This window comes from Bradyrhizobium sp. 61 (genome assembly GCF_023073075.1).
Lineage (GTDB): Bacteria > Pseudomonadota > Alphaproteobacteria > Rhizobiales > Xanthobacteraceae > Bradyrhizobium > Bradyrhizobium barranii.
On record NZ_JADPIU010000014.1, the window covers coordinates 99,929 to 113,332 of the forward strand.

Annotated in this window: 9 protein-coding genes and 2 pseudogenes; 5 read left to right on the forward strand and 6 right to left on the reverse strand. The window is 64.6% G+C overall.

Annotated features, from left to right (window positions below; all coding sequences use genetic code 11):
- Window positions 1–42: 42 nt before the first annotated feature.
- From IVB46_RS06515 to IVB46_RS06530, 4 genes are all read left to right on the forward strand, one after another.
- Entirely contained in the window at window positions 43–906 is an 864-nt protein-coding gene (locus IVB46_RS06515; protein WP_247342341.1) for a tetratricopeptide repeat protein, read from the forward strand.
- A gap of 36 nt (window positions 907–942) precedes the next feature.
- Window positions 943–1,137: a hypothetical protein gene (locus IVB46_RS06520; RefSeq protein ID WP_247309238.1), complete on the forward strand. Its 195-nt coding sequence runs from the start codon at window positions 943–945 to the stop codon at window positions 1,135–1,137.
- Between the two features lie 233 nt (window positions 1,138–1,370).
- Complete coding sequence (locus IVB46_RS06525; RefSeq protein WP_247309240.1) at window positions 1,371–5,105, forward strand: tetratricopeptide repeat protein; 3,735 nt, start codon at window positions 1,371–1,373, stop codon at window positions 5,103–5,105.
- Between the two features lie 81 nt (window positions 5,106–5,186).
- Window positions 5,187–5,423 (forward strand): hypothetical protein, encoded by a 237-nt coding sequence (locus IVB46_RS06530; RefSeq protein ID WP_028148501.1) that lies wholly within the window; start codon window positions 5,187–5,189, stop codon window positions 5,421–5,423.
- Window positions 5,424–5,585: 162 nt separating this feature from the next.
- Here IVB46_RS06530 and fliP (IVB46_RS06535) read toward each other — a convergent pair.
- A pseudogene (gene fliP / locus IVB46_RS06535) lies at window positions 5,586–6,266 on the reverse strand (flagellar type III secretion system pore protein FliP); the annotation flags it as partial.
- On the opposite strand from fliP (IVB46_RS06535), the pseudogene fliP (IVB46_RS06540) reads away from it, so the two are divergent.
- A pseudogene (gene fliP, locus IVB46_RS06540) lies at window positions 6,257–6,937 on the forward strand (flagellar type III secretion system pore protein FliP); the annotation flags it as partial. The pseudogenes fliP (IVB46_RS06535) and fliP (IVB46_RS06540) sit on opposite strands and share 10 nt — an antisense overlap.
- A 162-nt stretch (window positions 6,938–7,099) precedes the next feature.
- Here fliP (IVB46_RS06540) and IVB46_RS06545 read toward each other — a convergent pair.
- The 5 genes from IVB46_RS06545 to IVB46_RS06565 all read right to left on the reverse strand — a co-directional run bounded on the left by IVB46_RS06545 (window position 7,100) and on the right by IVB46_RS06565 (window position 13,227).
- Window positions 7,100–7,336, reverse strand: coding sequence for a hypothetical protein (locus IVB46_RS06545; RefSeq protein ID WP_028148501.1), 237 nt, complete (start codon window positions 7,334–7,336; stop codon window positions 7,100–7,102).
- Between the two features lie 81 nt (window positions 7,337–7,417).
- A complete protein-coding gene (locus IVB46_RS06550) occupies window positions 7,418–11,152 on the reverse strand; it encodes a tetratricopeptide repeat protein (RefSeq protein ID WP_247309240.1) in 3,735 nt (1,244 codons plus the stop codon).
- Window positions 11,153–11,385: 233 nt separating this feature from the next.
- Complete coding sequence (locus tag IVB46_RS06555; RefSeq protein ID WP_247309238.1) at window positions 11,386–11,580, reverse strand: hypothetical protein; 195 nt, start codon at window positions 11,578–11,580, stop codon at window positions 11,386–11,388.
- A 36-nt stretch (window positions 11,581–11,616) separates the two neighbouring features.
- Window positions 11,617–12,480 carry a tetratricopeptide repeat protein gene (locus IVB46_RS06560; RefSeq protein WP_247342341.1) on the reverse strand — a complete coding sequence of 288 codons (864 nt, stop codon included), beginning with the start codon at window positions 12,478–12,480 and terminating at the stop codon, window positions 11,617–11,619.
- A 54-nt stretch (window positions 12,481–12,534) separates the two neighbouring features.
- Window positions 12,535–13,227 (reverse strand): FecR family protein, encoded by a 693-nt coding sequence (locus IVB46_RS06565; protein WP_247309234.1) that lies wholly within the window; start codon window positions 13,225–13,227, stop codon window positions 12,535–12,537.
- Window positions 13,228–13,404: the final 177 nt, after the last annotated feature.

Below are 13,404 nucleotides of genomic sequence, written 5' to 3' on the forward strand. Positions count from 1 at the left end.
AGCCCGTGCAATCGCCAGGTCTCAGAAGATCGGGAGCCTGACATGAAACCAGGATCCTCCGTTGCCGAAGGCGGACTGGCGCTTGTCGTCCTGATGTTGGTCGGCTTGCCGGTCGCGGCCCAGAACTCCAGCGTGAAGGACAGCTATCTCAGCAATATCGAACTGTGCAACGGGACGGGTACCACCTCGCTCGATGCCCGGATCGGTGCCTGCACGACTTTCATACAGGCGCGTCCAGATTCGTCGGCAGCTCTGGCAATCGCGTATAACAATCGCGGCAACGCCTACACGGCAAAGGGCGACTACGACAGCGCCATCAGCGACTTCGATCAGTCGATCGCACTCAATCCGACATACGCAAAGGCCTTCAACAACCGCGGCGTGGCTCACTTGAGGAGACGCGAATATGAGCTCGCGATCGAAGCCTTTGATGATGCGATCAAGCTCGATCCCGGCTATGGCGCTGCCTTCGTCAACCGCGCCGGAGCCTACCTGAAGAAAAACGACCACCAGCGCGCGGCGCATGATTACGACGAGGCAATCCGTCTCCAGCCCGCCTCGCGGGCGGCATGGAGCGGACGATGTTGGACCCGTGCGGTTCTCGGCGCCTCGCGAGAAGCGCTGGAGGATTGCGACAGAGCGCTTCAATCGGGATCGACCAGCGCTGCCGTGTACGACTCGCGTGGGCTGATCCACCTGAAGATGGGTGAGTTCGGTGCGGCGATCGATGACTACAATTCTGCCCTGCGAGCCGCCCCGGAATTGGCGAGCGCGCTTTTTGGCCGCGGCCTTGCCAAGCTGAAGCAAGGCGATGCGATCGGCGGAAAATCTGACATTTCGACTGCAAAGACAATTCAGAAGAACATCGGTGACGAGTTCGCGCGTTATGGCGTCGATTACGACTGAGTTGGCCCGGTAAGGCGGAAAGAATCGGAGGTGAATATGGATGCAAGGTTCGCGCTCATTCAAGCTCACGACGATAGCATTCGCCGCTATCAGCGGTTGTTGAACACACAGTTGACCGATCTCGAGCGTGAGTACATCGAGAGCCGAATCTCGGAAAAGCGATTGACCTTGCAGTCAATTCACGAAGCGCGAGGCAGGTTGAATGCCTTGCCGGCCAATCGCGGGGTTTGATTGGCATTCCTGACGGGTGCGAACGAAGGGGGGTGTTAACACCTCCTTAACCACTTGCTCTCCAGATTTCGAAGCACGAACGCCCGAGCCCGCAAGCAGGCGTCGCGACGCACTGTGCCGGGTGAATTCGTCATTATAGCATTAACAAGTCCTTAATTGGCAAAACCTACAGTCGACGGCACGGGCCGGCGCCAGTGCCGGCATGGACCGCCGAATTGGAAGAAACGCCGCCAATGGCGCAGAAGGCTGCCGCTGGATTTATGTCGCGAGCCCGCGCTTTGGCGCGAGGGCTGTCGCGTCATGTCCGCAAGGCACCCGCGCTGGCGGCCTGCCTGCTCATCGGACTCGGTGCGCCCGCCCGCGCCGCCGATGTGGTCCGGGGCGAGGCGACTTTCTCGGCCGGTGGCGGCTTTGCCCGTCTGGTGATCAAGCTCGGCGAGGACGTTCCCTCCGAGGTGACGACGGCCGGCTCCATTCTCATCATTCGCTTCGACCGGGCGGTCGACGTTCCCGTCGATCGCGTTCCGGAAGGTGCGCCCGACTACGTCAATTCTGCCCGCCGCGATCCCGACGGCAGCGCCATCCGCCTGTCGCTGGCGCGGCGCGTCACCGTCAACACCATGAACGCCGGCGAGCGCACCTTCATCGATCTCTTGCCGGAGGGCTGGAAGGGGCCGCCGCCAAGCCTGCCCATGGACGTGGTCAAGGAACTGGCCGAGCGTGCGCGTGTCGCCGAACGTGCCTTGCGCGCCCAGCGCGCCGCTGCCGAGACCAAGAAGCGACCGCAGATCCGCGTGCGCGCCTCGGTGCAGCCGACTTTCGTGCGCTTCGTATTCGAGATGCCCGACGGCGTCGGCGTGTCCTCCGTGCTCAACGAGCAGAAGCTGACGCTCGCGTTCAATGCCGGCCTCAATTTCGATCTGGCGGACGCCGTTGTCGCCGCGCCCCCGAATGTCGCCTCGATCAAGCAGAAGTCCGACATCGACCAGACCAGTGTCGAGATCGCGCTGATCGGCGATTCGGACGTGCACTCCTTCCGCGACGAGAAGAATTACGTCGTCGACATCTCCTTCCAGCCCGACAAGGGCAAGACCGCCGCGACGGCTGAGGCGGTGATCGCGCAGGCAAAGCCTGTGGCCCAAAGCCATGGACCGGCTCCGGACAAGCCGGCGGCCGAGAAGCCGAAGGAGGTCCATCGCGAGATCGCGCCGCCGACGTCCGAGACGATCGCGCGCGAAGCCAGGATCGAAGCCAAGCCCGAGGTGAAGCCGGAAGCTCCGGCGGCGATGCCGCCGGTCGAAGCACCGAAGCCTGCGCCGGCTCCCACAGCCGAAGCACCGCATGCTGCGGAACCGCCCAAGGACGTGTCGAAGCCTGCGGCGCCGGCAACGGAAGCTGTGGTCGCGCCCGTCAAGCCCGCGGTGTCCGAAGCGCCCAAGGAGGTCGTGAAGGAGGCTGCGAAAGAGCCGGTCAAGGAAAGCGTCAAGGCCGCACCTGCCGAGGCGCCGGCCGCGCCGCAGCCCACCGTGGCCAGCGTCGATGTCCGCCGCGACAGCGATGGCTTGCGCGTGATCTTCCCGCTTCAGGTGGCAACGCCTGCGGCGGCGTTCCGCCGCGGCGATACGGTGTGGCTGGTGTTCGATACGCCGAAGCCGATCGACGTCGAGGCGATCCGCAGCCGGGGCGGTGCGATGATCGGCGAGGTCGGCCGCATGCCGCTCGACAAGGGGCAGGCGGTCCGCATCCGTCTCACCCGGCCGCTGGTCTACTCGCTGACGAGCGAGGAGGTCGGCAAGGAGACCAATTGGCTCCTGACGCTCGCCGACAAGATCCAGGCGACGCCGCTGCCGCTGATGATGTCGCGCAACATCACCGACCCCGCGCTCGCCAATATCGCGATCCCCTTCGCCAATCCGGGCCTGTTGCACAAGCTGACCGATCCCGACGCCGGCGACACGCTCTATGTCGTCACCGGGCAGCGGCCGGTGCGCGGCTTCATCAAGCGGCAGGATCTCGTCGATCTCTCGCTGCTGGAATCCGCGCACGGCATCGCGATCCGGCCGAACTCCGACGAGGTCGGCGTCGAGGTCGGATCCGACAAGGTCATTCTCGGCAAGAAGGGCGGACTTACGCTGTCGCCGGTCGATATCTCCGCCGAGCGCGCGCCGACCGCGGTGCGGCCGGTCTTCAGTCCGGAAGGCTGGCGCAAGGGCCAGTCGGAGGACTTTTGGACGCGCCAGGGCAGTTTGATCACGGCGATCGCGGCCGTCGAGCCGGCACAGCGCTCGCTGCCGCGGCTCGATCTCGCGCAGTTCTACATGTCGCGCGCCATGTATCACGAAGCCAAGTCGGTGACCGACCTGATGCTGGCCGATCCCCTCAACAAGGAGGAGAGCGGCGCGCTCATCATGCATGCGATCGCGAACATCTTGATCGGCCGGCCAGCGCAGGGCTTGAAGGACCTCGCCAATCCCGTGATCGGCAACAGCCACGATTCCCAGCTCTGGAAGGCGCTCGCCTATGCGCGCCAGGGCAAGTGGGCGGATGCGCGCGAGAAGTTCAAGAACGTCGAATTCGCCATCGCCTCGCTGCCGATCGACATCCAGCGCATCGTGACGATAGAGGCGATGCGCGCTTCGCTCGAGGTGAAGGATTATGCCGGCGCCTCCAAGCGCCGCAGCGAGATCGAGGTGGTCGGCATATCGCCAGAGGCGGCGCCCGGTTTCGCCGTGCTGCGCGGCCGGCTCGCTGAGGCGCTCGGCCACGACAAGGACGCGCTCGACGACTACAAGTTCGCGGTTGCCTCGAACGATCGTCAGGCGGCGGCCGAGGCCAAGCAGCTCGAAGTGGCGCTGCGGCAGAAGCGCGACGAGATCAGCAAGGAAGACGCGCTGCGTGAGCTCGAGACGCTGTCGATGACCTGGCGGGGCGACTCGATCGAGGTCAAGACGCTCCAGATGCTGTCGCAGATGTATGCCGAGAACGGGCGCTACCGGGACGCGCTCAGGGCGGCGCGCACCGCGACAAGGCTCCAGCCGAACGCCGAGGCCTCGCGTCAGGCGCAGGACCTCGCCTCCGACCTGTTCACGCAGATCTTCCTGGGGCCCAAGGGCGACGAGCTGCCGCCGGTCGAGGCGCTCGGGATGTTCTACGAGTTCCGCGAGCTGACGCCGATCGGCCGCCGCGGCGACGAGCTGATCCGCCGCCTTGCCGACCGTCTCGCCTCGATCGACCTGCTCGACCAGGCCGCCGAGCTGTTGCAGTACCAGGTCGACCATCGCCTCGAAGGCGCAGCCCGCGCCCAGGTCGCCGCGCGCCTGTCCATGATCTACCTCGCCAACCGCAAGCCCGACATGGCGATCTCGGCGCTGCGCGCGAGCCGTATCAGCGATCTCTCTGGCGAGCTGCGGCAGCAGCGGCTGCTGCTGGAGGCGCGCGCGCAAAGCGACGTCGGCCGCCACGATCTCGCGCTCGACATCGTCTCCAACGTTTCCGGACGCGAGGTGCTCCGCCTGCGCTCCGACATCTTCTGGGCGGCGCGGCGCTGGCGCGAATCCGCCGAGCAGATCGAGCTCTATTACGGCGACCGCTTCCGCGACTTCAAGCCGCTCAACGCGGTGGAGAAGAGCGACATCATCCGCGCTGCCGTCGGCTATGCGCTTGCCGACGATTCGATCGGCCTGTCGCGCTTCCGCGAGAAATATGCGCCGCTGATGAGCGAGAGTGCGGACCGGGTCGCCTTCGACATCGCGAGCAAGCCGGCAGCGTCCTCCAGCGCCGAATTCGCCGAGATCGCCAAGCTTGCTGCCAGTGTCGACACACTCGACGGCTTTCTGCGCGAGATGAAGCAGCGCTTCCCCGATGCCACCGCTCGCGCGCCGGCCTCGCCGCAAGCCAAGGACGAGGCCGACCACACCGGCTCGCTGCCCACGATCCCCGTCGTGCGGCAGATCAAGATGACGCGGTAGGAACCCTGCTACCACGAGGCCTCTCGACAGGTGCCCGTTGAAGCGGCAACCTGCGCGTCTTCATGCCGGGAGAGCGTCGATATGAGCAAGCCTGCCAAGACCGAAGCCGAACTCATCGCCATGGCGCGGGCCGAATTGAAGGTCCATGCCGATGGTCCGGATGACCTCGTCATCTCGATCGTCCGCGACGGCGACAGCTGGGAATTCCGCGCCGATGCCGACCAGGCCGCGACGGATAAGCCGGGCTTCCCCGAAAGCGTCGCCATGCTGGTGCAGATCGGCGATCACCTCAGCAAGCAGTATGACGTGAAGGGGTAGGGGCGCTGTCGACGCCGTCTCACTGTACGCCACGTTCTCGGTGTCATCGCCCGACTTGATCGGGCGATCCAGTATTCCAGAGACCGCAGTGATGAAATCGAAAGGCCGCGGCGTACTGGATGCCTCGGTCAAGCCGGGGCATGACAGCGGATGGAGCCGCAGTTATCCGCCCCCGTAACTCTGCACCAGGCTTCCCGCCACCAGCGACCAGCCATCGACCAGCACGAAGAAGATCAGCTTGAACGGTAGCGAGATCGTTGCGGGCGGCAGCATCATCATGCCCATCGACATCAGCACGGAGGCGACGACGAGGTCGATGATCAGGAAGGGGAGAAACAGCAGGAAGCCGATCTCGAAGGCGCGCTTCAACTCGGAGATCATGAAGGCGGGGACGAGGATGCGCAGGGCGAGGTCATCCGGCGTGGCCGGCGGCGGCTCCCCGGAGAGATCCAGGAACAGCTTGAGGTCCTTCTCGCGCACGTTCTTCTGCATGAAGCCGCGCAAGGGGACGGAAGCGCGCTGGAGTGCGTCCTCGACGCCAAGCTGGTTGGCGACGAGCGGGCGGATGCCCTCGTCGTAGGACTTCTGCAGGACAGGTCCCATCACGAAGAAGGTGAGGAACATCGCGAGCGCGATGATCACCGAGTTCGGCGGCGCGGTCGCCGTGCCCATCGCGGTGCGCAGCAGCGACAAGACGACCACGATGCGCGTGAATGACGTCATCATGATCAGGATCGACGGCGCGATCGACAGCACCGTGAGCAGCGCGATGAGCTGGATCGCGCGCTCGGTGACGCCGCCCCCCTGACCGCCGAGATTGATGCTGATGTCCTGCGCATGCGCAGGACATCAGCATCAATCTCGGCGGTCAGGGGGGCGGCGTCACCGAGCGCGCGATCCAGCTCATCGCGCTGCTCACGGTGCTGTCGATCGCGCCGTCGATCCTGATCATGATGACGTCATTCACGCGCATCGTGGTCGTCTTGTCGCTGCTGCGCACCGCGATGGGCACGGCGACCGCGCCGCCGAACTCGGTGATCATCGCGCTCGCGATGTTCCTCACCTTCTTCGTGATGGGACCTGTCCTGCAGAAGTCCTACGACGAGGGCATCCGCCCGCTCGTCGCCAACCAGCTTGGCGTCGAGGACGCACTCCAGCGCGCTTCCGTCCCCTTGCGCGGCTTCATGCAGAAGAACGTGCGCGAGAAGGACCTCAAGCTGTTCCTGGATCTCTCCGGGGAGCCGCCGCCGGCCACGCCGGATGACCTCGCCCTGCGCATCCTCGTCCCCGCCTTCATGATCTCCGAGTTGAAGCGCGCCTTCGAGATCGGCTTCCTGCTGTTTCTCCCCTTCCTGATCATCGACCTCGTCGTCGCCTCCGTGCTGATGTCGATGGGCATGATGATGCTGCCGCCCGCAACGATCTCGCTACCGTTCAAGCTGATCTTCTTCGTGCTGGTCGATGGCTGGTCGCTGGTGGCGGGAAGCCTGGTGCAGAGTTACGGGGGCGGATAACTGCGGCTCCATCCGCTGTCATGCCCCGGCTTGACCGAGGCATCCAGTACGCCGCGGCCTTTCGATTTCATCACTGCGGTCTCTGGAATACTGGATCGCCCGATCAAGTCGGGCGATGACACCGAGAACGTGGCGTACAGTGAGACGGCGTCGACAGCGCCCCTACCCCTTCACGTCATACTGCTTGCTGAGGTGATCGCCGATCTGCACCAGCATGGCGACGCTTTCGGGGAAGCCCGGCTTATCCGTCGCGGCCTGGTCGGCATCGGCGCGGAATTCCCAGCTGTCGCCGTCGCGGACGATCGAGATGACGAGGTCATCCGGACCATCGGCATGGACCTTCAATTCGGCCCGCGCCATGGCGATGAGTTCGGCTTCGGTCTTGGCAGGCTTGCTCATATCGACGCTCTCCCGGCATGAAGACGCGCAGGTTGCCGCTTCAACGGGCACCTGTCGAGAGGCCTCGTGGTAGCAGGGTTCCTACCGCGTCATCTTGATCTGCCGCACGACGGGGATCGTGGGCAGCGAGCCGGTGTGGTCGGCCTCGTCCTTGGCTTGCGGCGAGGCCGGCGCGCGAGCGGTGGCATCGGGGAAGCGCTGCTTCATCTCGCGCAGAAAGCCGTCGAGTGTGTCGACACTGGCAGCAAGCTTGGCGATCTCGGCGAATTCGGCGCTGGAGGACGCTGCCGGCTTGCTCGCGATGTCGAAGGCGACCCGGTCCGCACTCTCGCTCATCAGCGGCGCATATTTCTCGCGGAAGCGCGACAGGCCGATCGAATCGTCGGCAAGCGCATAGCCGACGGCAGCGCGGATGATGTCGCTCTTCTCCACCGCGTTGAGCGGCTTGAAGTCGCGGAAGCGGTCGCCGTAATAGAGCTCGATCTGCTCGGCGGATTCGCGCCAGCGCCGCGCCGCCCAGAAGATGTCGGAGCGCAGGCGGAGCACCTCGCGTCCGGAAACGTTGGAGACGATGTCGAGCGCGAGATCGTGGCGGCCGACGTCGCTTTGCGCGCGCGCCTCCAGCAGCAGCCGCTGCTGCCGCAGCTCGCCAGAGAGATCGCTGATACGGCTCGCGCGCAGCGCCGAGATCGCCATGTCGGGCTTGCGGTTGGCGAGGTAGATCATGGACAGGCGCGCGGCGACCTGGGCGCGGGCTGCGCCTTCGAGGCGATGGTCGACCTGGTACTGCAACAGCTCGGCGGCCTGGTCGAGCAGGTCGATCGAGGCGAGACGGTCGGCAAGGCGGCGGATCAGCTCGTCGCCGCGGCGGCCGATCGGCGTCAGCTCGCGGAACTCGTAGAACATCCCGAGCGCCTCGACCGGCGGCAGCTCGTCGCCCTTGGGCCCCAGGAAGATCTGCGTGAACAGGTCGGAGGCGAGGTCCTGCGCCTGACGCGAGGCCTCGGCGTTCGGCTGGAGCCTTGTCGCGGTGCGCGCCGCCCTGAGCGCGTCCCGGTAGCGCCCGTTCTCGGCATACATCTGCGACAGCATCTGGAGCGTCTTGACCTCGATCGAGTCGCCCCGCCAGGTCATCGACAGCGTCTCGAGCTCACGCAGCGCGTCTTCCTTGCTGATCTCGTCGCGCTTCTGCCGCAGCGCCACTTCGAGCTGCTTGGCCTCGGCCGCCGCCTGACGATCGTTCGAGGCAACCGCGAACTTGTAGTCGTCGAGCGCGTCCTTGTCGTGGCCGAGCGCCTCAGCGAGCCGGCCGCGCAGCACGGCGAAACCGGGCGCCGCCTCTGGCGATATGCCGACCACCTCGATCTCGCTGCGGCGCTTGGAGGCGCCGGCATAATCCTTCACCTCGAGCGAAGCGCGCATCGCCTCTATCGTCACGATGCGCTGGATGTCGATCGGCAGCGAGGCGATGGCGAATTCGACGTTCTTGAACTTCTCGCGCGCATCCGCCCACTTGCCCTGGCGCGCATAGGCGAGCGCCTTCCAGAGCTGGGAATCGTGGCTGTTGCCGATCACGGGATTGGCGAGGTCCTTCAAGCCCTGCGCTGGCCGGCCGATCAAGATGTTCGCGATCGCATGCATGATGAGCGCGCCGCTCTCCTCCTTGTTGAGGGGATCGGCCAGCATCAGGTCGGTCACCGACTTGGCTTCGTGATACATGGCGCGCGACATGTAGAACTGCGCGAGATCGAGCCGCGGCAGCGAGCGCTGTGCCGGCTCGACGGCCGCGATCGCCGTGATCAAACTGCCCTGGCGCGTCCAAAAGTCCTCCGACTGGCCCTTGCGCCAGCCTTCCGGACTGAAGACCGGCCGCACCGCGGTCGGCGCGCGCTCGGCGGAGATATCGACCGGCGACAGCGTAAGTCCGCCCTTCTTGCCGAGAATGACCTTGTCGGATCCGACCTCGACGCCGACCTCGTCGGAGTTCGGCCGGATCGCGATGCCGTGCGCGGATTCCAGCAGCGAGAGATCGACGAGATCCTGCCGCTTGATGAAGCCGCGCACCGGCCGCTGCCCGGTGACGACATAGAGCGTGTCGCCGGCGTCGGGATCGGTCAGCTTGTGCAACAGGCCCGGATTGGCGAAGGGGATCGCGATATTGGCGAGCGCGGGGTCGGTGATGTTGCGCGACATCATCAGCGGCAGCGGCGTCGCCTGGATCTTGTCGGCGAGCGTCAGGAGCCAATTGGTCTCCTTGCCGACCTCCTCGCTCGTCAGCGAGTAGACCAGCGGCCGGGTGAGACGGATGCGGACCGCCTGCCCCTTGTCGAGCGGCATGCGGCCGACCTCGCCGATCATCGCACCGCCCCGGCTGCGGATCGCCTCGACGTCGATCGGCTTCGGCGTATCGAACACCAGCCACACCGTATCGCCGCGGCGGAACGCCGCCGCAGGCGTTGCCACCTGAAGCGGGAAGATCACGCGCAAGCCATCGCTGTCGCGGCGGACATCGACGCTGGCCACGGTGGGCTGCGGCGCGGCCGGCGCCTCGGCAGGTGCGGCCTTGACGCTTTCCTTGACCGGCTCTTTCGCAGCCTCCTTCACGACCTCCTTGGGCGCTTCGGACACCGCGGGCTTGACGGGCGCGACCACAGCTTCCGTTGCCGGCGCCGCAGGCTTCGACACGTCCTTGGGCGGTTCCGCAGCATGCGGTGCTTCGGCTGTGGGAGCCGGCGCAGGCTTCGGTGCTTCGACCGGCGGCATCGCCGCCGGAGCTTCCGGCTTCACCTCGGGCTTGGCTTCGATCCTGGCTTCGCGCGCGATCGTCTCGGACGTCGGCGGCGCGATCTCGCGATGGACCTCCTTCGGCTTCTCGGCCGCCGGCTTGTCCGGAGCCGGTCCATGGCTTTGGGCCACAGGCTTTGCCTGCGCGATCACCGCCTCAGCCGTCGCGGCGGTCTTGCCCTTGTCGGGCTGGAAGGAGATGTCGACGACGTAATTCTTCTCGTCGCGGAAGGAGTGCACGTCCGAATCGCCGATCAGCGCGATCTCGACACTGGTCTGGTCGATGTCGGACTTCTGCTTGATCGAGGCGACATTCGGGGGCGCGGCGACAACGGCGTCCGCCAGATCGAAATTGAGGCCGGCATTGAACGCGAGCGTCAGCTTCTGCTCGTTGAGCACGGAGGACACGCCGACGCCGTCGGGCATCTCGAATACGAAGCGCACGAAAGTCGGCTGCACCGAGGCGCGCACGCGGATCTGCGGTCGCTTCTTGGTCTCGGCAGCGGCGCGCTGGGCGCGCAAGGCACGTTCGGCGACACGCGCACGCTCGGCCAGTTCCTTGACCACGTCCATGGGCAGGCTTGGCGGCGGCCCCTTCCAGCCCTCCGGCAAGAGATCGATGAAGGTGCGCTCGCCGGCGTTCATGGTGTTGACGGTGACGCGCCGCGCCAGCGACAGGCGGATGGCGCTGCCGTCGGGATCGCGGCGGGCAGAATTGACGTAGTCGGGCGCACCTTCCGGAACGCGATCGACGGGAACGTCGACCGCCCGGTCGAAGCGAATGATGAGAATGGAGCCGGCCGTCGTCACCTCGGAGGGAACGTCCTCGCCGAGCTTGATCACCAGACGGGCAAAGCCGCCACCGGCCGAGAAAGTCGCCTCGCCCCGGACCACATCGGCGGCGCGGGCGGGCGCACCGAGTCCGATGAGCAGGCAGGCCGCCAGCGCGGGTGCCTTGCGGACATGACGCGACAGCCCTCGCGCCAAAGCGCGGGCTCGCGACATAAATCCAGCGGCAGCCTTCTGCGCCATTGGCGGCGTTTCTTCCAATTCGGCGGTCCATGCCGGCACTGGCGCCGGCCCGTGCCGTCGACTGTAGGTTTTGCCAATTAAGGACTTGTTAATGCTATAATGACGAATTCACCCGGCACAGTGCGTCGCGACGCCTGCTTGCGGGCTCGGGCGTTCGTGCTTCGAAATCTGGAGAGCAAGTGGTTAAGGAGGTGTTAACACCCCCCTTCGTTCGCACCCGTCAGGAATGCCAATCAAACCCCGCGATTGGCCGGCAAGGCATTCAACCTGCCTCGCGCTTCGTGAATTGACTGCAAGGTCAATCGCTTTTCCGAGATTCGGCTCTCGATGTACTCACGCTCGAGATCGGTCAACTGTGTGTTCAACAACCGCTGATAGCGGCGAATGCTATCGTCGTGAGCTTGAATGAGCGCGAACCTTGCATCCATATTCACCTCCGATTCTTTCCGCCTTACCGGGCCAACTCAGTCGTAATCGACGCCATAACGCGCGAACTCGTCACCGATGTTCTTCTGAATTGTCTTTGCAGTCGAAATGTCAGATTTTCCGCCGATCGCATCGCCTTGCTTCAGCTTGGCAAGGCCGCGGCCAAAAAGCGCGCTCGCCAATTCCGGGGCGGCTCGCAGGGCAGAATTGTAGTCATCGATCGCCGCACCGAACTCACCCATCTTCAGGTGGATCAGCCCACGCGAGTCGTACACGGCAGCGCTGGTCGATCCCGATTGAAGCGCTCTGTCGCAATCCTCCAGCGCTTCTCGCGAGGCGCCGAGAACCGCACGGGTCCAACATCGTCCGCTCCATGCCGCCCGCGAGGCGGGCTGGAGACGGATTGCCTCGTCGTAATCATGCGCCGCGCGCTGGTGGTCGTTTTTCTTCAGGTAGGCTCCGGCGCGGTTGACGAAGGCAGCGCCATAGCCGGGATCGAGCTTGATCGCATCATCAAAGGCTTCGATCGCGAGCTCATATTCGCGTCTCCTCAAGTGAGCCACGCCGCGGTTGTTGAAGGCCTTTGCGTATGTCGGATTGAGTGCGATCGACTGATCGAAGTCGCTGATGGCGCTGTCGTAGTCGCCCTTTGCCGTGTAGGCGTTGCCGCGATTGTTATACGCGATTGCCAGAGCTGCCGACGAATCTGGACGCGCCTGTATGAAAGTCGTGCAGGCACCGATCCGGGCATCGAGCGAGGTGGTACCCGTCCCGTTGCACAGTTCGATATTGCTGAGATAGCTGTCCTTCACGCTGGAGTTCTGGGCCGCGACCGGCAAGCCGACCAACATCAGGACGACAAGCGCCAGTCCGCCTTCGGCAACGGAGGATCCTGGTTTCATGTCAGGCTCCCGATCTTCTGAGACCTGGCGATTGCACGGGCTCGGACCAATTCTCTAGCAGCCGCGGCAGATGTTCAGATTGAGCCTTTGCTCGGCCTTTTGCTCGGGTTGGCGTGTCCCCGCAGCGCCGGGCTTCTTCGTATATTTGTTCTTGCCCTCTTCGATCAGAGTGGAAAACCTGGTGGTTCCGTCGTCCGAGATTTCGACGTGAGGTGTGGTGCCTCGAATGCCCATCGTCGCGACCGGCGTTTCGATCTTCATGTCGCCGGTCTTCGCAACCTGGCCGGCAACAAAAACGAACGTACCCTTGGTCAGGTTGAAGGCTGTCGAATTGGACTTTCCACCCGGCTCGTAGACGTATTCGTCCAATGTCATGCGGGCGTTGCTCGACAAGTTGAACGAAGTTCCATCGACGAAATTGATGCCGACCCGACTGTCGGCACCGGTTCGAACCACATCGCCCAAATAGACGGGATCACCGACTTTCGTCTGGATGGATTCGGCCCCGACGTTTGCCTGGACAATGGCGGCGCCCGCATGCTCGATGATGACCGAGCCATCGGCTGTCACAACTTTCCCGATTGGCTTTGACGACGAGTCCAGCACGGCACGCCGCGGAGAATCGTCCTGCGCCTGAACCGGGCGGGGTGACGAAGCGGCCAGCGCAAGGACGAGACCTGCCACGAGAACAATCGCTGCACGAGTGCCCATGGCTTCCTCCTTTTCGAAGATGTGATCCTCGAGCATCCGAACGGCTCCGACAGCGTCGACGAAAGCCATCGGGGATAATGGCAGACCAGCAACAGCAAACCACGACAGCCAAAATGGTTATTCCGGGGTAATCCGAATGGCTGATCGCCGTGTCCAAAAGAGTCACTATCCGCGCCAGGCAATTTCAAACAGCTTTTAGCGCTGAAAGCGGTA